Source organism: Antrihabitans auranticaus, assembly GCF_016481275.1.
In the GTDB taxonomy this organism is placed as follows: domain Bacteria; phylum Actinomycetota; class Actinomycetes; order Mycobacteriales; family Mycobacteriaceae; genus Antrihabitans.
This window is the reverse complement of sequence record NZ_JAEMNW010000007.1, coordinates 1-21,994: the sequence shown is the minus strand read 5'-3', so window position 1 is coordinate 21,994 and position 21,994 is coordinate 1. Positions and strand designations below refer to the sequence as shown.

20 protein-coding genes and 1 pseudogene are annotated in these 21,994 nt (G+C 63.6%); 9 read left to right on the top strand and 12 right to left on the bottom strand.

From position 1 onward, the window contains the following. Positions 1-4: 4 nt before the first annotated feature. The gene (locus tag JGU72_RS24270; RefSeq protein ID WP_199686681.1) at positions 5-388 is read right to left on the bottom strand and encodes a hypothetical protein; all 384 of its coding nucleotides are present in this window, start codon (positions 386-388) and stop codon (positions 5-7) included. A gap of 16 nt (positions 389-404) precedes the next feature. Beyond that, on the bottom strand, positions 405-2,240 hold the full coding sequence (locus JGU72_RS24265) for an acyl-CoA dehydrogenase (protein WP_199686680.1): 1,836 nt from the start codon (positions 2,238-2,240) through the stop codon (positions 405-407). A 314-nt stretch (positions 2,241-2,554) separates the two neighbouring features. Between JGU72_RS24265 and urtA the strand changes: the two genes are divergently transcribed. Genes urtA through JGU72_RS24230 form a run of 7 tightly spaced genes read left to right on the top strand, consistent with a single transcriptional unit; the run spans position 2,555 to position 8,690 of the window. Beyond that, the gene (urtA, locus tag JGU72_RS24260; RefSeq protein ID WP_199686679.1) at positions 2,555-3,832 is read left to right on the top strand and encodes an urea ABC transporter substrate-binding protein; all 1,278 of its coding nucleotides are present in this window, start codon (positions 2,555-2,557) and stop codon (positions 3,830-3,832) included. A 59-nt stretch (positions 3,833-3,891) separates the two neighbouring features. After that, a complete protein-coding gene (gene urtB, locus JGU72_RS24255; RefSeq protein WP_199686678.1) occupies positions 3,892-4,776 on the top strand; it encodes an urea ABC transporter permease subunit UrtB in 885 nt (294 codons plus the stop codon). Next, positions 4,773-5,909, top strand: coding sequence for an urea ABC transporter permease subunit UrtC (gene urtC, locus JGU72_RS24250; protein ID WP_374101153.1), 1,137 nt, complete (start codon positions 4,773-4,775; stop codon positions 5,907-5,909). Before urtB ends, urtC begins: the two co-directional genes overlap by 4 nt. Continuing rightward, positions 5,906-6,739: an urea ABC transporter ATP-binding protein UrtD gene (urtD, locus tag JGU72_RS24245; RefSeq protein WP_199686677.1), complete on the top strand. Its 834-nt coding sequence runs from the start codon at positions 5,906-5,908 to the stop codon at positions 6,737-6,739. The genes urtC and urtD overlap by 4 nt, the downstream gene beginning before the upstream one ends. Next, positions 6,732-7,424 carry an urea ABC transporter ATP-binding subunit UrtE gene (gene urtE, locus JGU72_RS24240; RefSeq protein WP_199686676.1) on the top strand — a complete coding sequence of 231 codons (693 nt, stop codon included), beginning with the start codon at positions 6,732-6,734 and terminating at the stop codon, positions 7,422-7,424. Before urtD ends, urtE begins: the two co-directional genes overlap by 8 nt. Positions 7,425-7,426: 2 nt before the next feature. Further along, the gene (locus JGU72_RS24235) at positions 7,427-8,131 is read left to right on the top strand and encodes a GntR family transcriptional regulator (protein WP_199686675.1); all 705 of its coding nucleotides are present in this window, start codon (positions 7,427-7,429) and stop codon (positions 8,129-8,131) included. Between the two features lie 10 nt (positions 8,132-8,141). After that, positions 8,142-8,690, top strand: coding sequence for a carboxymuconolactone decarboxylase family protein (locus JGU72_RS24230; RefSeq protein ID WP_199686674.1), 549 nt, complete (start codon positions 8,142-8,144; stop codon positions 8,688-8,690). Here JGU72_RS24230 and JGU72_RS24225 read toward each other — a convergent pair whose 3' ends face one another. The 3 genes from JGU72_RS24225 to JGU72_RS24215 all read right to left on the bottom strand — a co-directional run bounded on the left by JGU72_RS24225 (position 8,691) and on the right by JGU72_RS24215 (position 11,447). Further along, the gene (locus JGU72_RS24225; protein ID WP_199686673.1) at positions 8,691-9,941 is read right to left on the bottom strand and encodes an MFS transporter; all 1,251 of its coding nucleotides are present in this window, start codon (positions 9,939-9,941) and stop codon (positions 8,691-8,693) included. Continuing rightward, positions 9,938-10,399: a MarR family winged helix-turn-helix transcriptional regulator gene (locus JGU72_RS24220; protein ID WP_199686672.1), complete on the bottom strand. Its 462-nt coding sequence runs from the start codon at positions 10,397-10,399 to the stop codon at positions 9,938-9,940. Before JGU72_RS24220 ends, JGU72_RS24225 begins: the two co-directional genes overlap by 4 nt. A 190-nt stretch (positions 10,400-10,589) precedes the next feature. After that, positions 10,590-11,447 carry an SDR family oxidoreductase gene (locus JGU72_RS24215; RefSeq protein WP_199686671.1) on the bottom strand — a complete coding sequence of 286 codons (858 nt, stop codon included), beginning with the start codon at positions 11,445-11,447 and terminating at the stop codon, positions 10,590-10,592. Between the two features lie 99 nt (positions 11,448-11,546). On the opposite strand from JGU72_RS24215, the gene JGU72_RS24210 reads away from it, so the two are divergent. Then, a complete protein-coding gene (locus JGU72_RS24210; RefSeq protein WP_199686670.1) occupies positions 11,547-11,918 on the top strand; it encodes a winged helix-turn-helix transcriptional regulator in 372 nt (123 codons plus the stop codon). A 135-nt stretch (positions 11,919-12,053) separates the two neighbouring features. On the opposite strand, the gene lpdA is transcribed toward JGU72_RS24210, so the two are convergent. From lpdA to JGU72_RS31135, 3 genes and pseudogenes are all read right to left on the bottom strand, one after another. Further along, a complete protein-coding gene (lpdA, locus tag JGU72_RS24205; protein ID WP_199686669.1) occupies positions 12,054-13,460 on the bottom strand; it encodes a dihydrolipoyl dehydrogenase in 1,407 nt (468 codons plus the stop codon). Positions 13,461-13,561: 101 nt separating this feature from the next. Next, on the bottom strand, positions 13,562-14,485 hold the full coding sequence (locus tag JGU72_RS24200; protein ID WP_233532972.1) for a dipeptidase: 924 nt from the start codon (positions 14,483-14,485) through the stop codon (positions 13,562-13,564). Between the two features lie 783 nt (positions 14,486-15,268). Then, a pseudogene (locus tag JGU72_RS31135) lies at positions 15,269-15,385 on the bottom strand (nucleotidyltransferase domain-containing protein); the annotation flags it as partial. A gap of 120 nt (positions 15,386-15,505) precedes the next feature. Between JGU72_RS31135 and JGU72_RS24190 the strand changes: the two are divergent. Further along, complete coding sequence (locus JGU72_RS24190) at positions 15,506-17,524, top strand: prolyl oligopeptidase family serine peptidase (RefSeq protein ID WP_199686668.1); 2,019 nt, start codon at positions 15,506-15,508, stop codon at positions 17,522-17,524. Here JGU72_RS24190 and JGU72_RS24185 read toward each other — a convergent pair. The 4 genes from JGU72_RS24185 to JGU72_RS24170 form a co-directional block, all read right to left on the bottom strand. Then, positions 17,508-18,404 (bottom strand): aminoglycoside phosphotransferase family protein, encoded by an 897-nt coding sequence (locus JGU72_RS24185; protein ID WP_199686667.1) that lies wholly within the window; start codon positions 18,402-18,404, stop codon positions 17,508-17,510. The two genes, JGU72_RS24190 and JGU72_RS24185, sit on opposite strands and share 17 nt — an antisense overlap. Continuing rightward, positions 18,386-19,246, bottom strand: coding sequence for an alpha/beta hydrolase family protein (locus JGU72_RS24180; RefSeq protein WP_199686666.1), 861 nt, complete (start codon positions 19,244-19,246; stop codon positions 18,386-18,388). Before JGU72_RS24180 ends, JGU72_RS24185 begins: the two co-directional genes overlap by 19 nt. A 22-nt stretch (positions 19,247-19,268) precedes the next feature. After that, positions 19,269-20,147, bottom strand: coding sequence for a polyphosphate kinase 2 (gene ppk2, locus JGU72_RS24175; protein WP_199686893.1), 879 nt, complete (start codon positions 20,145-20,147; stop codon positions 19,269-19,271). Between the two features lie 85 nt (positions 20,148-20,232). After that, positions 20,233-20,868: a TetR/AcrR family transcriptional regulator gene (locus tag JGU72_RS24170; protein WP_199686665.1), complete on the bottom strand. Its 636-nt coding sequence runs from the start codon at positions 20,866-20,868 to the stop codon at positions 20,233-20,235. Positions 20,869-21,994 lie beyond the last annotated feature (1,126 nt).

Below are 21,994 nucleotides of genomic sequence, written 5' to 3'. Positions count from 1 at the left end.
CGGCTCAGAGTTGGGCTTGCAGCGCCGAGCCCGCACGCAGCCGCTTGGCGGTGAAACCTGCGAGTACGAAGAACAGCACGGCGAGTGCCCCCGCAAGCCACATCCGCCAGCCGGTGCGGTTGAACGCATCGTAAATTTCGTTCAGCCCGAATACGACGAAGAACAGCATCATGCTGATCGTCATCCATTGCTGACGGTGGAGCAGCCTGGTCCAGATGTCCGGGTCGGCACCGGGCGGCAGCACCCGGGTCACCATCGAGCGATTCAACGCGCCCCAGGTCTGCAGCCGGCCGCCGTATACGGCTGTGCCCGGCGCCGTACTCCAGAACCACAGCCCGATCGTCACGAAGGCGATGACGACAGCCGCGAGTGCGAGGACGATGTCCACTTACCCTCCTCCGGCGCTAGAACGCCGCTTCGTCGAGTTCCATGATGTCGTTGTCGATGGCGGCGAGGATCGCTTTCGTAGCAGCCAATTTCGGCAGCACGTTCTTCGCAAAGAACGATCCGACTGCAACCTTGCCCTGATAGAAGGGAACGTCCTTGGCTTCGGGGCCGGCCGCCAGTGCTGCGAGCGCAGTTTCGGCGTTGACCAGCAACCGCCAGCCGATCACCAGGTCGCCGACCGAGTAGAGGTAGCGCACGGAACCGAGACCGACCTTGTACAGCTCGGACGGGGTCTGCTGCGCGCCCATGAGAAAGCCCGTCAGCGTCATCGTCATCGCCTGCACATCGTCGAGTGCGGAACTGAGCAGTGCGCGTTCGGCCTGTAGCGAGTCGCCGTCGGAACCACCGTCGATGAAGGCTTTGATCTGCCCGGCGAGGTGGCCGAACGCGACACCGCGGTCGCGGGCAATCTTGCGGAAGAAGAAGTCCTGCGCCTGAATTGCGGTGGTGCCCTCGTAGAGGCTGTCGATTTTTGCGTCGCGAATGTACTGCTCGATCGGATAGTCCTGCAGGTATCCCGATCCGCCGAGCGTCTGCAGACTTTCGGTCAGGAGTTCGTAGGCCTTCTCGGATCCGACGCCCTTCACGATTGGCAGCAGGAGGTCGTCGATGCGGTGGGCAAGATCGGGCCCAGCGCCCGAAACCAGTTCTGCCACATCGTTGTCCTGGTGTGCCGCGGTGTAGAGGTAGACCGACCGCAGGCCCTCCGCGTACGCCTTCTGCATCATCAGGCTGCGCCGCACATCGGGGTGCCGCGTGATCGCCACACGGGGTGCTTCCTTGTCGGTCATCTGGGTCAGGTCCGCGCCCTGCACGCGTTCCTTCGCGTAGGCGAGCGCGTTGAGGTAGCCCGTCGACAGCGTTCCGCTCGACTTGACGCCGACCGTCATGCGAGCGTTCTCGATCACCTGGAACATCTGCGCAATGCCGTCGTGGACCTCACCGACGAGGTAACCGACTGCCGGCAAATCCGTTGCGCCGTAGGTGAGCTCACACGTCGGCGACGACTTGAGGCCCATCTTGTGCTCGACGCCCGTGACGTAGACGCCGTTGCGCGCACCGAGTTCGAGGGTCTCGGGATCGAACAGGTAATTCGGAACGTAGAACAGGCTCAGGCCCTTCGTGCCCGGCCCAGCGCCTTCGGGGCGCGCGAGGGTCAGATGAAAGACGTTCTCGGCAGTGTCGCCGACGTCGCCGCCGGAAATGAAGCGCTTGACACCTTCGATGTGCCAGGTTCCGTCGTCCTGCGGAATTGCCTTCGCACGCCCGGCGCCGACGTCGGAACCCGCATCCGGCTCCGTCAGCACCATCGTTGCCGCCCACTTCTTTTCGAAGCCCAGCTGAGCCCAGCGCTGCTGCTGCTCGGTACCCACGCCGTAGAGGACGCTGCCCATCAGCGGACCCATGTTGAAGAACAGCGCGGCGGGATTGGCGCAGATGATCATCTCCTGCATCGCCCAGAGGATTGCCTTGGGCGCTGCCACGCCGCCCATGCCCTCGGGCAAACCGAGCGTGTTCCAGTCGGAAGCCTGGACCGCAGCGATCGTCTTGCGCAGTGCGGGCGGGATCGAGATGGAATGCGTCGCCGGATCGAACTGCACGGGATCGCGGTCGGCGTCGGCAAACGATTCGGCGATCGGGCCCTCCGCGAAACGAGCGACCTCCTCGAGCACATTGATCGCGGTCTCGGTATCCAGATCGCCGTACGCGCCGCTGTCGAGAAGCGAACCGATACCGAGCACCTCGAAGAGGTTGAACTCGAGATCTCGGACATTGCTCTTGTAGTGACTCACACAAGACTCCCTTGTCGACGGTGACACCAGACTTGTCAGTAATCGTAGGTGGCGTCGACAGCGCCGGTCCGGCCGACCGCAAATTATGTTCACCTGGCCAAATCGGGCCTGACGAGGATTCGTTCACCTGATAGAAACACCGGACACAAACTCGTCATCGACGGTCATTCAGTGGCAATACTTCCCCTTTACTGTCTGCGATCACGGATACAGCCGCTGTATACGCAGTTCTCGCGCGGCGTGTTCGGCGGTGGCACACGTGCGCATTCTGCGGTGCTACCGACCACCTCATCGGAAGAACGAAAGGCCCGTTCATGGCTGATTCCTGTGGTCCACATCGTCAGCGCAAGCGCCTTCTGCGCGCTGTCGCCATTCCCACCGCCGTTGCGGCAGCTGCGCTGACCCTCGCAGGCTGCGGTTCCAAGGCCGGAGATTCGACGGAATCGGCCACGTCGTGCGTCGACACCTCGGGCGATACCGTCAAGGTCGGCATGCTCAACTCGCTGTCGGGCACCATGGCGATCAGTGAAGTGACAGTTCGCGATTCGACCCAACTCGCGATCGATGAAATCAACGCGTCCGGCGGCGTCCTCGGCAAGCAGATCGTTCCGGTCGCAGAAGACGGCAACTCGGTTCCGGCGACGTTCGCGGAGAAGGCCGAGAAGCTGATCAGCAGCGACTGCGTCGCAGCGGTGTTCGGTGGCTGGACCTCGTCGAGCCGCAAAGCGATGCTGCCCGTCTTCGAAGACAAGAACTCGCTGCTCTACTACCCCGTTCAATACGAGGGCCTCGAAGACTCGAAGAACATCTTCTACACCGGCGCGACTACGAACCAGCAGATCATCCCCGCGCTCGACTACCTGAAGGAGAAGGGCGTCAAGTCGCTTTACCTGGTCGGTAGCGACTACGTCTTCCCGCAGACCGCGAACCGTGAGATCAAGGCATACGCGGCTGCCAACGGTATCGAGATCAAGGGCGAGGACTACACACCGCTCGGGTCCACCGACTTCTCGACGATCGTCAACAAGGTCCGCTCGGCCGATGCCGACGCAGTATTCAACACACTGAACGGTGACTCGAACGTCGCCTTCTTCCGTGAGTACACGAATGCTGGTCTCACGGCGAAGGACATGCCCGTCGTGTCCGTCTCGATTGCCGAAGAAGAGGTCAACGGCATCGGTGCGCAGAACATTGCGGGCCAGCTGACGGCGTGGAACTACTACCAGACGGTCGATTCGCCGGAGAACAAGACGTTCGTCGACGCGTACAAGGCGAAGTACGGCGCGGACAAGCCGACCTCGGACCCGATGGAAGCCGCCTACGTCTCGGTCTACCTGTGGAAGAACACGGTCGAAAAGGCCAACTCGTTCGACGTTGCGGCAATTCAGGAAGCGGCGGACGGCGTCACGTTCAACGCGCCCGAAGGGCTCGTCACGCTCGACGGTAGCAACCACCACATCACCAAGACCGCGCGTATCGGCGAGATCCGGCCCGACGGACTCATCTACACGGTCTGGGATTCCGGTAGCCCGATCAAGCCCGACCCGTACCTGACGTCCTACGACTGGGCGAAGGACCTCGGCGGCAACTGAGCCGCCGCAGCACTGACGCAAGAATCCGACGATCACATGAACGAAGGGCGGACATCGTTATGGATGTCATGATCGGGCAGTTGTTCACGGGACTGAGTCTCGGTTCGATTCTCCTGCTCGCAGCGCTGGGACTCTCACTGACCTTCGGTCAGATGGGTGTGATCAACATGGCGCACGGCGAGTTCATCATGGCGGGTTGCTACACGGCATACGTTGTGCAGCAAGTCTTTTCCACCGCGGGAATCTCGCTGTTCATATCGTTGGTCGTCGGATTCTTCGTCGGCGGTCTCATGGGCGTGCTGCTGGAGGTGACACTGATCAGGCGGATGTACCACCGGCCGCTGGACACGCTCCTCGTCACCTTCGGCGTCGGCCTGATCCTCCAGCAACTGGCCCGCGACATCTTCGGCGCTCCCGCGGTGAACGTGGTCACTCCCGAGTGGCTCCGCGGCGGCATCGAGATCTTCGGGCCGGTGGTTCCGAAGACCCGCATCTTCATCCTTGTGCTTGCGGTCGTTTGCGTCGTGGCGCTCGCTGTCGCGATGAAGACGACCCCGATCGGCCGCAGGATGCGCGCCGTCGTCCAGAACCGCGACCTTGCGGAGACGAGCGGAATCTCCAGCAGGCGAACCGATATCGGCACCTTCTTCATCGGCTCGGGGCTGGCCGGCGTCGCCGGAGTCGCGTTGACGCTGATCGGCTCCACGAGTTCGACGACTGGGCAGAGTTATCTGGTCGACGCCTTCCTCGTTGTCGTCATCGGCGGTCTCGGGCAGATCAAGGGCGCTGTGATCGCAGCCTTCGCACTCGGCCTACTCAACTCCTACATCGAATACTCGACGACGGCATCGATGGCGAAAGTCATCGTGTTCGTCATCATCGTCGCGTTCCTGCAGGCCCGGCCGCAGGGCATGTTCACCGTCAAAACGAGGAGCCTGGCGTGACTGCGATCCGTTCCTTCCTGCACGGCTGGCGCGCTACCACGGCCGGCTTCGGACTTGCCGCGATCCTGCTGTTCGCAGTCGCGCCCGCGGCACTCAGTGAATTCCGGCTCAACCTGCTCGCCAAGTTCCTGTGCTTCGCGATCGTCGCGGTGGGCATCGGATTGGCTTGGGGGCGTGGCGGAATGCTCACGCTCGGTCAGGGGGTGTTCTTCGGCATCGGCGCGTACATCATGGCGATGCACCTCAAACTCGCCGACGCCGAGTTGCGCGGCGACGAGGTCCCGGACTTCATGCAGATCTCCGGCATCCGCCAACTCCCCGGCTACTGGGTCCCGTTCAGTTCGCCGATCGTCACCATCCTCGCGATCCTGACCCTGCCCGCACTCGTCGCGCTCGTGCTCGGCTACGGCGTTTTCAAACGCCGAGTCAAAGGCGCCTATTTCGCCATCCTCAGCCAGGCGCTCGCCGCGGCCTTGGCGATCCTCCTGATCGGCCAACAGAGCATCGGCGGGTTCACCGGACTGAGCCGGTTCCGGACGTTCTTCGGCTTCAATCTGAACGACCCGGCGAACCGGCAGATGCTCTTCTTCATCGCGGCGGGCACGTTGCTCGCGGTCGTCGCGATAGCCCGTCAACTCATGCACAGCCGCTACGGCGAGTTGCTCGTTGCCGTCCGTGACCAGGAAGAACGCGTGCGATTCCTCGGCTACGACCCGGCCAACGTCAAGATCGTCGCCTACGTGGTCGCCGCACTGTTCGCCGGTATCGCGGGTGCGCTGTTCGTGCCGATCGTCGGCATCATCTCCCCCGCAGACATCGGCATCCTGCCCTCCATCGCGTTCCTCATCGGGGTCGCAATCGGCGGGCGCACCACCCTGCTCGGTCCGGTGCTCGGCGCCATCGGCGTCGGCTGGGCGCAAACGACGCTCTCCGAGGAATTCCCCTCGGGCTGGACGTACTTCCAGGGCGCACTGTTCATCATCGTGGTCGGGTTCTTCCCCGCGGGCATCGCTGGTCTCGCGAAGATTCGCGTGCAGCGCCGCAAGAGGTCCGCGACTTCGCCCCCAGCACCCGAGCCCCTCAGCGCCGAACTCGAACCCGAGCCCGAACCGGAGAAGGAGCCAGCCAGATGACCGCCGTCACGCACGAGCCCACCTTCGGCGGCAACGCTGGCATGTCCAGCGAGTACCTCGAAATCCGTGGTCTCACTATCAGTTTCGACGGCTTCAAGGCCGTCACCGACGTCGATATGACACTCTTTCAGGGCGACCTGCGCTTCCTGATCGGCCCTAACGGCGCCGGGAAGACAACCCTCATCGACGCAATCACCGGCCTCGTCCCTGCAACCGGTTCGGTGAAGAAGTCCGGCGTCGAGCTACTCGGCAAGAAGGTCCACCAGATCGCGCGCCTCGGTGTCGGCAGAACCTTTCAGACGGCAAGCGTTTTCGAGCAGTTGAGCGTCCTGCAGAACCTCGATATAGCGGCGGGGGCAACGAGGTCCGCGTTGACGATGCTGCGCCGGCGCAAGACGATTCTGCCGAAAATCGAAGAAGCGCTGGAGATCACCGGACTCGGCGACCTCATCGACAAACCGGCCGGAATTCTCGCGCACGGCCAGAAGCAATGGCTCGAGATCGGAATGTTGCTGGTGCAGAATGCATCTGTGCTGCTGCTCGACGAGCCCGTCGCAGGTATGAGCGCCGAAGAACGCGACGAGACGGGAAATCTCCTGCGCCGCATCGGCGGCGAGCGGACCGTCGTCGTCGTCGAACACGACATGGATTTCATGCGAGCCTTCGCGACCTCGGTAACCGTACTCGCGGGCGGCAAAGTCCTCAGCGAAGGAACTGTCGACGAGATTCAGGCAGATCCCAAGGTGCAAGAGGTCTACCTCGGCACTGCCGCGGGCGGGGAAGAACTGGTCCGTGTCGCGGGTCAGTCGGATGGAGGCAACGATGCTTGAGCTCATCGACGTGCACGCCGGATACGGTCGTTCCGAAGTTGTTCACGGTGTGTCCCTTGCGATTCCGGGCGACGCTGTCGCCGCGGTGATGGGCCACAACGGCGCGGGCAAGACGACGCTGCTGCGGGCGGTGGTCGGCCTGCTTCCGGTGAAGAACGGAAAGGTACTGCTGGACGGCGAAGACGTGAGCAAGCTTCGGCCGAGCGCGCGGGTCCGGCGCGGCATGGCGTATGTGCCGCAGGGCCAGCAGTCCTTCGGCCAGTTGACGACCGCAGAGAATCTGCAGCTCGTCGCAGACGGACGCAAGCGCGGCAAGGCGTTGATCGAGGAGTCGCTCGAACTTTTTCCAGCACTGCGTGGTCTGCTCACCCGCAGGGCGGGGCTGCTCTCGGGCGGCCAGCGGCAGCAACTTGCGATCGCGCGTGCGCTGATCACCGAACCCCGTCTGCTGATTCTGGACGAGCCCACCGAAGGCATCCAACCCAACGTCGTCGCCGAAATCGAGCGCACCATCATCGATCTCAGCAATCGCGGTGGGCTGAGCGTCCTGCTGGTCGAGCAACACATCGGCTTCGCGCTGCAAGCCGCGGGCCGCTACTACGTTCTCGAATCGGGACGGGTCACGTCCGAGGGCGAAGGTGGCGCCGCAGCCGAGTCGACGGTCCGTGCGGCGATGGCCATCTGAGCATGGGTCGTCGGGGCCTGTTCAGAGACAGTTCATTGCGCGAGCGCGTCTACCGTTCGATCCGCGAAGACCTGGCGTCCGGGGTCATCGCTCCAACGGAGCGGCTAGGCGAGGAGCGCCTCGCCGAGTTGTACGGGGTCTCGCGGACACCGGTGCGTGAGGCGCTCGCACGTCTACTCTCGGACGGCTTGATCGAGCGTGACGAGCACGGCCTGTATCCCTACCGGCCCAGGCTCGAGGAACTCGACGGACTCTACGAGTTGCGAGTCACGTTGGAGGCGCGCGGGATTCGACGTGTGCTAGAGAACGCGGAGTTGCAGCACGACTCGGAAGCGTTGACCGCAGAGTTGACCACGTGGCAGGGATTCCGCGAGCTGCCACCGCTGCCGGACGCCGAGTTGGTCGCGGTCGACGAGCAGTTCCATACGACCCTGCTGCAGGCGTCGGGAAACAGCGCGCTGGCCGAAGCGCTTGCGGTGGTCAACACCCGGATGCGGCCGGTCCGCGCACTCGACGCACTTACGCCGGATCGCGTCGCAACGATGGTTGCCGAACACATCACGATCGTCGAGTCGCTGCTCGCCGGGCGACTCGAGTCCGCACTGGAACAACTCGTCGCACATATCGAGAGCTCGCAGGTACGGGTGCTCGAACGTGCCGAACGCGCAATGTCGATGTCGAAGCTCGGTCTTGCGCTGCGCGGGTAGCGTGGCGGTCATGTCGTCAGAGGTAGATTCCGCGGCCCGTATTCAGCCAGGTCGCTTGAAAGAGCTCGGCCCGGTCAACTGGGTGCTGTGGCGCATCCTGTCCAAAGGCGCCGGTGCCGCGGACGCGCATTTGTTCAGCACACTCGGCCGCACCGGCGGACTGTTCCGCGGGTGGCTGCACTACAGCGGCAAGCTGATGCCGGGCGGCAAGCTGTCGCGGTACGAGAGCGAGCTGGTCATTCTGCGCGTCGCACACCTGCGCACATGCGGATACGAGATGGACCACCACATCCGGCTCGGTCGGCGCGCGGGCGTCACCGCCGACATTCTCGAACGTGTTCTGGCGGGTCCGACGGTCGACGGGTGGACAGACCGCGACCGCGCGCTGCTTGCCGCGGTGGACGAACTGGTGGGGACCAAAGATCTCAGCGACGGGACCTGGAAGGCGCTTGCCGAGCACTACGACGAGCGCCGCCTGATCGAAGTCTGCCTACTTGTCGCCCAGTACGACGGTCTGGCAACGACCATCGGAACCTTGCGGATCCAGCGGGACTTCTGATCAGTCGCCGACTGTGATCGCCTCGGCTTCTTCGAGGCTGTGCGGCGCCGGATCATGGTCGTCGATGTGCGCCAGCACCTTTCGACCCGTCAGCAGTACGCCGACCGCGGCGATCGTGCAGGCCGCGCCCACCCAGAACGGCGTGTGGATGTTGTGCTCACCGAGCTTTCCTGCCAGATAAGGTGCTGCGGCACCGCCGGCGAACCGGACGAAGCTGTAGGACGCCGACGCGGTCGACCGTTCGACCGGTGCTGAGATCATGACGGTCTCGGTGATCAGCGTGTTGTTGATGCCGAGGAACAAGCCCGCGATCACGACACCGACGATCAGGACCGTCTTGTTCTCCGTGAAGGCCGCCATCGTCGCGAGCGTCAGCGCGAAGAGCGTCAGCGAGATCGCCATCATTGTGAGCGTGCCGAAGCGGCGTTGCAGCATGGGCGCGAGGAACACCGACGCCACAGCGAGCATGACACCCCAGCCGAAGAAGATGAATCCGATTGCGTACGTACCCATATCGAGGGGGAACGGCGTGTACGCGAGCAGCGTGAAGAAGCCGTAGTTGTACAGCAGTGCGGTGATGCCGACGGTCAGCAGCCCACGATGTCGCAGCGCGAGGAAGGGTGCGGCGAGGGAGGTTGTGTGCGCCGGTTTCGGCGTATCGGGCAACATCACCACGAGCAGGATGAACGCGATCGCCATGAGTGCGGCAACGCCGAAGAACGGCCCACGCCAGCTGACCGAGCCGAGCACGCCGCCGACGAGAGGTCCGGCGGCGATGCCGATACCGAGCGCAGCCTCGTACAGGATGATGGCTCGCGCGGCTCCACCGGTCGCGGCGCCGACGATCGTCGCCAGGGCGGTCGCGATGAAGAGCGCGTTACCCAAACCCCAGCCGGCCCGGAACCCGACGATCTCGTTCACGGTGCTCGACATACCGGCAAGCGCGGAGAACACGACGATGATCGCGAGGCCGCCGAGCAAAGTGCGTTTGGCCCCGAACCGGCTCGACACGACACCTGTGATCAGCATCGCGAAACCCATGACGAGCATGTAGCTGGTGAACAGGAGCGACACCTGCGACGGCGACGCGTTCAACTGCTCGCCGATCGGCTTCAGAATCGGGTCGACGAGGCCGATGCCCATGAACGCGATGACGCTCGCAAACGCTACGGCCCACACAGCTTTGGGCTGATCGAGCAAGCTCGGCGGTTTGTCGGCGGTGGCAGGTCCGGCCACGATGGTCGCTGTCATGCGGAATCCTTCGAATCGGGCGATTTGAGTAGCTCGCGCAGCTCCGCAAGGCCTGCGGCCAGCATCTCGATCCGTTCAGGATCGACGCCGGCGAGGCGTGGAGCGAGCGAAGTGCCGATCGCGTGACGCGCATCGGCAAGCCAACGTCGGCCCTCGGCGGACAGGCTCAATCGCACCGCGCGGGAATCGTCGGGATCGACGACGCGGTCTATGAGCCCGAGCGAGTGCAGCTTCTTCGCGAGCGCTGTCGCGGCAGGTTGGCTGCACCCGTCGAGCCGCGCGAACTCGGTGATTCGGAGTTCGCCGTACCCGTCGATGAGTGACAGCGCCCGAACCAGAGCTCGCGGCCTGCCCCCGGTAGAAGTCGCAGCGGCCAGCCTGGTGAACCGAGAAGTGTTGATCACAAGCTCGACCACCAGGCTGTGCAGGCTCGCCTCCGCACCGGGGTTCGTTAGCATGAGTAACAGTATTGCATAACCAAGCTATGCATCTCAACCCGACCGGCCGGCGCCCGCCCGGCCGCCCGGCTCCCCACCCCGCCGCACCCCGACTCGGCAGTCGCACTCGAAATAGGGCCCTATTTCGAGTGCGGATCCCGAGAAGTGGTGCGACCGGAGGGTCGGCGACGAACCCCTCGGGTCGGGGAAGTCAGGCGAGGGCTGCGCGGAACACCTCGGCAACCGGCGTCGACGACCGACCGATCAACTTCTGGAGATCACCCGTGTCGACGTCGAGCGCACCCGCCGCAATCCCGGCATCGGAATCTGCGAGGACGTGCGCGTACCCCGCCGGTAGTCCGGCCTGCTCGAGCACCTTCGCGTACTCAGCCTGCGGAAGATCCTGGTAGACAACCTCTTTACCGGCGACTTTCGAGATCTCAGCCGCGAGTCCCGCATAGGTCAGCCGCTCGTCCCCACCGAGTTCGTACACCTTGCCGTCGTGCCCGTCGGTGGTCAGGACGACCGCCGCGGCGTCCGCATAGTCCAGGCGGGCGGCACCTGCGACCCGACCGTTTCCTGCCGACCCAGCGAGGACCCCGCGCTCGACCGTTCCAGCGAGCCCGTTGGTGTAGTTCTCCCAGTACCAACCGTTGCGAAGCAACGCGTACTCGACGCCCGATTGCACGAGAACCGCTTCCGTCGCCTTGTGCTCGGCGGCGAGAATCAGCGGCGACTCCTCCGCGCGCAGCACGCTGGTGTACGCAATGAAACCGACGCCGGCCGCCTTGGCCGCATCGATAACGTTCGTGTGCTGCTCGACGCGCTTGCCCATCTCGCTGCCGGAAACGAGTAGCAATCGATCGACGCCGGCGAGGGCTGCCGAAAGCGTCTGCGGCTCAGCGTAATCCGCGACTCGCAGGTCGATGCCGCGCTCGACGAGGTCGGCAGCTTTGGCGGGCTGCCGCACGAGTCCAACGATCTCGGACGCTGCGACGCTGCGACTCAGCAGCGATTCGACGACCGCTCGACCCAGCTGACCACTCGCTCCCGTTACTGCAATGCTCATGAGATGCCCCTTTTGTTTCGTGAGTACTTCCTGCCTTGCTGACACTAACTATTAGTTAGTACATGCGCAACCGTATGCACCTGTGGGTAGACTGTGTGCATGATCGAGGACGAGGCGTTCGCAGTCGATGTCTTCGCGCGCGCATGCTCGTCCCGCGAAACACTGCAAGACGTCACCGGGCGCTGGGGGACGCTGGCGCTGGTTGCGCTGCACGAAGGTCCGTACCGCTTCAGCGCACTGCGGCGCAGGGTCGAGGGAGTCAGCGAGCGGATGCTGTCACAGACACTCCAGGCACTGGAGCGCGACGGATTGGTCAATCGCGAAGTGCTGGAAGCAATTCCGCCGAAGGTGGAGTACAGCCTGACCGACCTCGGTACCGAGGTCGCGAGCAAGCTTCAGGCGTTGATCGACGTTGTCGAGGCGCGGATGGCCGACGTGACCGCGGCGCGGGCGCGCTACGACGCCCGCTGAGTAGCGCCCGCCGACCCGCCACGCTCGCGACCTTGCGACGCGCTCGCGTTATAACGCGAGCGGGACACAGAACCGCGCGCGAGAGTGTAAACGGCCCGGCCGGAAGATCGTCTCGCCAGCCGGGCCGTGCACCACTCAGAAGTTGATCATGTGCCCGCCGAGGCCGTGGATGGCCTCCTGCAGCGCCTCACTGAGGGTCGGGTGCGTGTGGACGTTGCGGGTGAGCTCGTTGACCGTGAGATCCCATTTCTGGGCCAGCGTCAGCTCGGGAAGCAGCTCGGACACGTCCGGACCGATCAGGTGCCCGCCGAGCAGTTCGCCGTACTTGCCGTCGGAGATCAGCTTCACGAAACCGGTCGGGTCACCCAAGCCGTGCGCCTTGCCGTTCGCAGTGAACGGGAACTTTGCAACCTTGACGTCGTAGCCCTCGTCCTTCGCCTGCTGTTCGGTCAATCCGAAGCTGGCAACCTGCGGCTGGCAGAAGGTCGCACGCGGCATCATCCGGTAGTCACCGAGCGTCAACGTCTCCGCGCCGGCAATCGTCTCCGCCGCGACCACGCCCATAGCTTCAGCGACGTGCGCGAGCTGCAGCTTCGCGGTCACGTCACCGATGGCGTAGATGTGGGGCACATTCGTGCGCATGTGATCGTCGATGGCGATCGCCTTGGGCCGGTCACTCAGCTCGACGCCGGTGTTCTCGAGTCCGAAACCTTCGAGGCGCGGCGCGAACCCGACGGCCTGCAACACCTTGTCGACGGTGACCGTCTCGACCTTTTCGGTCTTGTTGTCCTTGATCTTGACCGTGACCTTCGACCCATCGTCGTCGATCGACTGGACTGCCGCGCCGACCTGGATCTTCACGCCGAGCTTCTTGTACGCCTTCGTGATCTCCTTGGAGATCTCGACGTCCTCGTTCGGCAGCGCGCGGTCGAGGAATTCCACGATCTGCACGTCGACGCCGTAGTTGGCGAGCACGTACGCGAACTCCATGCCGATGGCACCTGCGCCGACGATCAGGATCGAGCCCGGCAGTTCCTTCGTGAGGATCTGCTCTTCGTATGTGACGACGTTGTCGCTCAACTTCGTGCCCGGGAGCAACTTCGTCTCGGTACCGGTCGCGATGATGGCGTTGTCGAATGTCAGAGTCTCGGTGCCGCCCTTGGTCAACTCGACCGAAATCGTGTTGGCGTCGGTGAAGCTGCCGTGCCCGTCGTACTCGGTGATCTTGTTCTTCTTCATCAGGAAATGCACGCCCTTGACGCGGCCCTCGGCGACGGTGCGGCTGCGATCGAACGCCACCCCGAAGTCGAAAGTTGCCTCACCGGAAATGCCGAATGTCTTCGCTTCTTTTGTAAAGATGTGCGCGAGTTCGGCGTTGCGGAGAAGCGCCTTCGAGGGGATGCAGCCTACGTTGAGACAGACACCGCCCCAGTACTGCTTCTCGATGATCGCGGTTTTGAGGCCCAGTTGGGCAGCACGGATAGCCGCCACGTATCCGCCAGGTCCGGCTCCGAGCACGACGACGTCATAGTGTGTGGTCACGGTCCACCAGCCTAGTCCCGACCCTTACCGGCTGTCCTAGGATGCCTCCCCCTCGAATTCAGCGGCAGCAATATTAGGATCGCCTTACATTTGTTGGCTGTTCAGCGCCACACCTGATTCGCGACGCGAGTGAAGTTGCCGCTGAAGACCGCTGCGATGGTCTCCTCGTCGAAACCCCGTCTGCGCAGCACATCCGGCAGAGTCAGCAAGTCCTCCGGCGGCACCCACTGCAGGGGCCCCCACGCTGTGTACGCCTCGGAGAACGCCTGCGGGTTGATCAGCAGTTCGGCGTTGAAATCGATGTGGTCGAACGAGTAGTCCGAACCGATACCGATGTGGTCGATGCCGACGAGTTCGATGCCGTAGGTGATGTGGTCGGCCATCGCTTCGAGTCGTTCACGATGGTCGTCGGGTCCGTTGCTACCGAGAAAGATCCCGACGCCGTTGATACCGATGACGCCCCCGGTCTCGGCGCAGGCGCGGGCTTGGTCGTCGGTGATATTGCGCGGATGGTCCCACAGTCCGGCGAAGTTCGAGTGGCTGTAGATCATCGGCGACGCGGTGCACTCGGCGATGTCGAGACCCGTCTTGCGCGAGCAATGCGATCCGTCGACGGTCATTCCGACGGCGTTCATCTCCCGGACCAAATCACGCCCGTAGGCCGTCAGACCTGTGTCCTCGGAATCCAGGCAGCCACACGCTGCCGCGTTCGCGTAGTTGTAGGCCGGCAGCAGGGACCGAACCCCGAGATCGTAGAAGTGCTTGACGTTGCCGAGGTCTCCTTCGAGCGGCCCCGAGTCCTCCAGGTCGAAGGCGAGCGCGATCACGTCCTCTTCCAGCGCGGCCGCGAGGTCGTCGAAAACCTGGACCGGCCGGAAACGACCGTCCCACAGCGCCGTTCGCCGGAACGCGTGTGCAAGTGCGGTCGACTGCGCCTTCGATTGCGGTGAGTACCCGATGTTGACCGACACGTAGGACCCTGCCGGGTAGCGGGCCAACTCGTCGATATCGACGACCGTCTTCAGCGGCAGACAGGAATGCTGTTCCCAGAGCACAAGATCAGGCAGCGACTCAGCGGATTCTTCTTTGGCAGTTGCCGATTCCGCGCCGACGATCACGCCGGTCGGCCTGATCGACTCACAGGCGCGAACCGTCTCCTCGACGAGTTCCTCCGCCGCGTCCAGCGTGCGCCCCAATTCCGCCGGGGAGGTACCGACGTGCCCAAGTATGAAATGCGCACGCGCGGCGAAGTTGTGCGGTGCATTCGGCAATCGCCCCGCCGCCGTGATCGCGCCCTTCTCGTTGATCAGCCACCGGCCTGCGCGGCCGTGCAGGGCGTGCGCGCAGACTTCGACCGCCCGAAAGAGGCAACCCGCGATGAACGTCGCGTCGCCCCGGCTCACCGCCTTGCGCGCGATGAAAATATCGAACGACGCTTCGCGCAGCCGGCGGACCAGGCCTTCCCCGAGGGCGGGCGGATAGTGTTGGGCCGCAGCGCGAATCGCCGTCAGCTCGCCGGACGGGTCCGCGAGCACGACGCTGAGCGCGAGCTCGCCGACGTATGCGAAATCCGCGAAACCGAATGGATGCCCGACCTGAGCGGGGAACCCGAATCGGCCCTGCTGCACGGCAGACCAGAGCCCCTCGACCCGGTCGATATCGCGGTAGAGCCAGTCCACGGCAGTGCCGTCCATCGTGAGCCAGGCCCCGCCGTCGACCCACGGCCCCCACTCACCCAGATCGGTCACGTGCGCTTCAGGACCCGCGTATTCGCGAGCCAGCTCGTTGAGCGCCGCGAGATTCAGGGGCCTCCGGTAGTAGAGGCCGACGTCGTAATCCGACGCGGGGGTGCCCTCCCCCCGTGCTCGACTGCCACCGAGTACGACTCCGACGATGCCCGGGATTTCACACAGGCGGAATGCCATCTCGTGCAGGAACTCTGCGTCGACGACCATTTCCGCATGTTACCCAGCACGAATCGGTGCCGGGGGAAATTTCGGGTACCCGCCGTGTGTGTGCAATAACGGGGTCGACAGAATGGCCGGATGGCCGGAGACCCGTATTTGTGGCTGGAAGAAGTAACCGACGAGGGCGCCCTCGATTGGGTCCGCGAGCGCAATTCTCGAACAAAAGCGCAGTTTGCGAGCGGAGACGACTTCCACGACCTCGAATCACGACTGCGCGCGATGCTCGATACCGACGACCGAATTCCGATGCCGGCCCGGCGGGGCGCATTCTTCTACAACTTCTGGCGTGACGCCGACCATCCCCGCGGCATCTGGCGAAGGACGTCGCTGGCCGAGTACCGCACCGATTCGCCGGCCTGGGACGTGCTCATCGACGTCGACGCGTTGGCCAAGGCCGAAGACGAGAATTGGGTATGGGACGGCGCATCCGTACTGCGACCCAGCCAGGAGCGCGCGCTGATCAGCCTCTCCAGAGGCGGCGCCGACGCGGGCGTCGTCCGTGAATTCGATATGGCAACAAGAACCTTCGTCACCGAGGATGCATTCGTACTGGCCGAGGCGAAATCCAACATCAGCTGGATCGACATCGATACCGTCTACGTCGGAACGGATTTCGGCGAAGGCAGCATGACCGATTCCGGCTACACCCGGATCGCAAAACAATGGCGCCGCGGAACGCCACTCGAAGCCGCCGAGACCGTGTACGAGGGTATCGCAGAGGACATTTCCGTCTCCGCGGGCTACGACCGCACGCCGGGTTACGAACGTCATTATGTTTCCCGGTCGACCGACTTCTTCAACCACGAAACGTACTTGCGTACCGACAGCGGCTTGCAACTGATCGAGACGCCGACGGATGCTTCGCAATCCTGGTACAAGAATTGGTTACTGGTGCGGACGAAGTCACCCTGGACAATCGGCGAAACCACATATCCGACAGGTGCTCTACTCGCCACGGACTTTGCCGGGTTCCTCACTGGCAGCCGTGAGTTCACAGTCCTCTTCGAACCGGACGCCCACACCTCACTGCATCACTACGGCTGGACCGAGAATCATCTTCTCCTGGTGACGCTTTCGGACGTCCAGTCGAAACTGTTCGTGCTGACCCCGGGTGCCGGGGAATGGTCGCGAACCGAATTGAGCGATGCACCAGCGATGGCGTCGACTGCAGTCGCGGGTACGGACCCACTCGAGAGCGGAGACGACTACCTGCTGACGACCAGCGGATACACTACTCCGACAACGCTTCTGGCCGGGACGATCGGCGAACCGGCAACCGTCCTGAAGCAGGAGCCGAACCACTTCGATGCTGCCGGCATTTCGACGGAACAATTCTTTGCCGAATCACTCGACGGCACAATGGTTCCGTACTTCGTCGTCCGCAAGGCCGGAGCAAGTGGTCCCACGCTGCTCGGCGGCTACGGTGGATTCGAGATATCCCGGACGCCGGGTTACAACGGCGGCAACGGCATCGGCTGGTTGTCGCGGGGCGGCATTTCCGTCACCGCCAACATCCGCGGCGGCGGCGAATACGGACCCGAGTGGCACACCCAGGCCCAGAAGTCCGGTCGGCACAAGGTGTACGAAGATTTTGCGGCTGTCGCGAAGGACCTCGTCGCCCGCGGCATCACCACTCCCCAGCAACTCGGGGCAGTCGGCGGCAGCAACGGCGGCCTGCTGATGGGCGTCATGCTGACCGAGTACCCGGAGTTGTTCGGGGCATTGGTGTGCCAGGTCCCGCTGCTCGACATGCAGCGCTATCACCTACTGCTCGCCGGAGCATCATGGGTCGCCGAATACGGCGACCCGGACGACCCGGCAGAGTGGGCGTTCCTGAAAGAGCACTCGCCGTACCAGAACGTGTCCGAAACTGCCGACTACCCGCCGATTCTGCTGACGACGTCGACCCGTGACGATCGCGTTCACCCAGGTCATGCCCGGAAAATGGCTGCGCGGCTCGAGGAATTCGGCCACGACGTCTGGTACTACGAGAACATCGAAGGTGGCCACGGCGGGGCGGCTGACAACGCACAACTCGCGTTCGCGTCGGCGCTGATCTACGAGTTCCTCTGGGCACACCTCAGCCGAGCTGCCTGACGAGCGCGCGGGCGACGCCTGCGAGCTCGGGTGTATCGATGCACTCTTGCACACAGCGCGCGAACACCCAGTGCCGCAACCGAACCGGATCGAGATCTAGCAACTTCGCCATGCGCGCAACGAAGGCCAGCGGATCGGCGCTCAGCCTCTCGGTTGCATCGAGCATGTATTGCACCGGGTCGTAGGCGGGGTCGCCGATGTACGGCTTGGGATCCACCGCGAGCCACGGTTCCCGTTCTGCGGCAAGGATATTCTCGGCGTGGAGATCGGTGCAGAGCAGGACTTGCCGCGAATCGGTGGTGGGCAGCGTTCGTAGCGCATGAATCCCAGCCTCGACGATGTCGTCAGGCAGGCCGATATCGCCGGTCGTCGCCCGCTTTTCGACGAACTCGTCGGCCCACAGCGCACACATGCTGTGCAATTCGCGAAACGGATATTTGGCTGCGGGCTCGATCCACAGGCGCTGCAGAAGTCCGGCGATGACTTCGTCCTGCGCGGCGGGCGCACGCACGTGGGACAGCGGGGTACCCGGCCGGCATTCTTCGAGCAACATCGCGGCGGTGTCGTCTGTCGTTGCCGAATCCAGCAGCCGGACCGCGCCATTCCCATCCCACGCGCGCAGCGCATCCGCTTCGTGCATGGATTCCTCGTGTCGCCAGCCCAGCTTCAGAACGACCGGCTCACCCGCTCGATTGCGTGCGCGAGCAACCCACGCCGTGACGCCGCCCGGCTGAAACGGTGCTTCGATCGCGAGCGACCACCGCGCCTCCGACTCGGCGATTCGTTCGGGCAGAGTCGCCACCCATCGCAGCATCACCTCGTCGTCCGTCACTGCTTCGGCGAGGTTGGCCGGTAGTTCGATCACCGATCGTGCAGCCACGCCGTGATGCGGTCAACCGTTGTCACTGGTTTGCGAATCCATCCGTTGTGTCCCAACGGTTCCGGTTGCAGCCAGGTCGTCACGTCGGAATTCGGCAGTTTCCCCACAAGGTGTGTCGCCGACGACGCCGGAGCAACATCGTCACCTTCGATCGAAATGCTCAAAACCGGTAACTTGAGGCGCGAAATCCGCTCCTCGTAATCGATGTCGGCACCTTCGGGGTCGAACCGTCCGGTCCTGGCCAGTCGCGACCAGTCGGAGATCAGCGTTTTCGACTGCCGTCCGAAGCCGCCAAGGTTGATTCGGTCGCCCGGCCAGAACCCGGCTATGTTGGCGGTCAACGACATTGCCGCGGAGCCGACGAGTATGCCCGGCGACTTCGCGCCGCCGAAGCCACGGAAGTACGGTGTGCCCGACGCGACGAGGATCAGTCCGCCGAGGCGGCCGCGGATCCGTGCCGCATACAGCACCCCGAGCTGCCCGCCCATGCTGTGGCCGAGCAGGTAGGGCGTGCTCTCCGGAAACCTCTCCCGCACGACCTCGAACATCGCAGGGAGGTCGACCGACACCAATTCGTGGTAGCCGTAACGGCTTTCACTGCTCGGCCGCGGTCTGCTGTCACCCTGTCCACGCAACTCGCAGACGGCAGCGTCGAATCCGCGCATGGCGAGTTCCTTGGCGAAGACGTCGTAGTACCCACCCGGAATCCCGAGACCGGGAACGATCACCACGACCGGCCGCGGCGAATCCGGCGATGGCTTGTGGCTGTGCGCCTCGTCGGCCGGGAATAGCAACACCGGTGAGGTGGTGCCGTCGGGCAGCTGGATCGGTACCGTCTCCACAGGTCGACTGTAACCGCGGCGGCTACTCCCCGATGACGTCTCGCGCCCGGCCGACGATCAGCGGGTCTGCGTGGCCCACGATCTCGGCATCCTTGTTGTCGTAATCGAACAGCCCGAGCACGTGGCGCATCGCGTTGACCCGCGCCCGCTTCTTGTCGTTGCTCTTCACGACCGTCCAGGGCGCGTGGTCGGTATCGGTGTGCCGGAAGTTCTCCTCCTTGGCCGACGTGTACTGCTCCCACTTGTCCAAGGACGCGATATCCATCGGCGACAACTTCCATTGCCGTACCGGATCGACCTGCCGAATCGCGAACCTGGTCCGCTGCTCGAGCTGGGAAACCGAGAACCAGAACTTCACGAGGTCGACCCCGTCGTCGACAAGCATCTGCTCGAAGAGCGGGACCTGCCTGATGAAGCGTGCGTGCTGCTCATCGCTACAGAAGCCCATGACGCGCTCCACGCCGGCCCGGTTGTACCAAGACCTGTCGAAGAAGACCATCTCGCCGGCTGCCGGTAGGTGATCGACATAGCGCTGGAAGTACCACTGCGACGACTCACGCACCGACGGCTTCTCCAGCGCGACGACTTGCGCACCACGCGGATTGAGATGTTCCATGAACCGCTTGATAGTCCCGCCTTTACCCGCGGCGTCGCGCCCTTCGAAGACCAGCACGATCCGCCGACCGGTTGCCTTGGTCCAATTCTGCAGTTTCAGCAATTCGATCTGCAGTAGCCGCTTCGTCATCTCGTACTCGGTGCGGGCCATTCGCTCGTCGTACGGGTAGTTCTCCCGCCACGTGTCGATGACGACGCCCTCGGGGTGGGTCAGCAACACGGGATCGTCGTCGTCTTCGTCATCCACGACGTAGCCGGCGGTGTTGAACAGGTCGACAGTCGTCAACCACGTACGGGATTCGATGTCGGTCACCGGCCGAAGCTATCCCGCGTGTGCGACGACGCGGTGAACGACGCATGAACGCGGCTTGCTAGGTGACGGCGCCGATCGCTCCGGTGAGAATGCGGGTCAGCACCCTGATGACGTCATCGAGCGAAGGCCGCGGCTCGGCGATGCTCCAATCGTAGACGACGTAGTTGACCGCGCCGAGCAGTGCGCTGACCCGCATCTGGTAGTCACCCGCGGGGATCTTGCCCTGGGTGGCGGCAACTTCCGCGACGCTGGCCATCATTGCGCCCCAGACGGTCCGTTGCTGGACGCGGTACTGCTCGAGTCGCGTGCTCGCACCGACGGCCTCGACGATCGCCACCTTCGCCCTGCGCGGATCGGCGCCGACCGACGAGATGTAGGCGCGCGTGCCCGCCTCGATCATGCGGGAAACGCCTGCCGATGCGTTCTCGGCAAGTGCGCTTCCCACAGCTTCGAGCGAATCGCGGTCGATAGTGGTGAACAGCTCGGTCAGTACGGCCTCGCGGCCGGAGAAGACTTCGTAGAACTGGCGCGAGGACAGACCGGCATCCTTGCAGATAGCGCCGACCGAACTGTTGGCGTAACCGTCACGCGCGAAGACTGTGAGGCCGGATTCGAGGAATCGTGCGCGACGTTCCTTCTGCCGATCCTCGACCAGTTGTCCCGCGTAGGTGCGCCCGACTGAATCTTGTGACATTGCCGACGACAGTACCCAACGCTGCACCGAAACCCGCAACCGGACAGCAAATGCCTACACGACCGTGACCTGGCGGGGGTGCGGCCGCGCGGGCGGCTATTGCACCCAACCGAATGCGCCGCCGATCAAATTGCGCGGAGGATAGCTTACGAATTACGCGGTTCGGCCTTGTTTCGACATTTACGCACGCGAAATCCGAAATTCGAATGCTGCCCGGGCGGCGTGTACCTATACGACCGGCCGAAGCCCGGTTCGATGTATTGCCAGGCGCAAACGCGAAAGGCCGGTCCTCGCAGAGAGGACCGGCCCTGTGGCGCGAAAGGCGGGCGCGCCTATGGGATTAGGACAAGCCGCCGGAAGATCCTGTGCCAAGTGCCGCCAGGAAATCCAGGAAAGCTGCGAGGATATCGACGGTTGATTCGAGGCTGCCCACTGATAAATCTCCATTCTTATTCTGACCGACTTTTTGCCGGTTTCGATCTTGCTGCGCGTCCTACGCTACAAATCGAGCGCCGTAATTCACAGAGGAGTTACCATTTCGTTTGAGACTTTTTATACCCACAGGAACCTCGGCGCAGAATGGCAAACCCGGCGAATTACAAATGTGTAATCGATCCGACCGAGCCCAGAGGAGGGCTCACGCCCCGGTTTGCGACCAAGATCGAACCGTGGGACTGGTGTTACTAGAGGGATCAGAGTGGACACTGGGATAGAAGATGTCAGTGCAGACTCGGGGCACGGAATGCCGCATCGATGTGACCAATGTGACTAAATATGCGTCTTGTTGCTCATGTTGTTCATGTTTCCAGTGTGGCAAACCAACTTCAGGTTGCCTTTCCGCGCTTACCCTCGCCGCGCGAGTCCCCAAACCCACTCTCCCCGCCGCACCCCCGTCCCGCGCCCGTCCCCACCCGCACCCCGTCCTTGCCTGTGTCGCACCCGCGCACCGTCTCACCGCGCCCCCTCCCCACCCCGCCGCACCCCGACTCGGGAGTCGCACCGACTTGGGTTCAGGGAGTGATTGCAACACTGAAATTTCTCAGGAGTGTTGCGTGCATCTTTCACGGTTGCGGTCGGTTGTCGATCGGTACTGGTCGTTGGTCGGCGACGGCGTGCCGACGTCGAC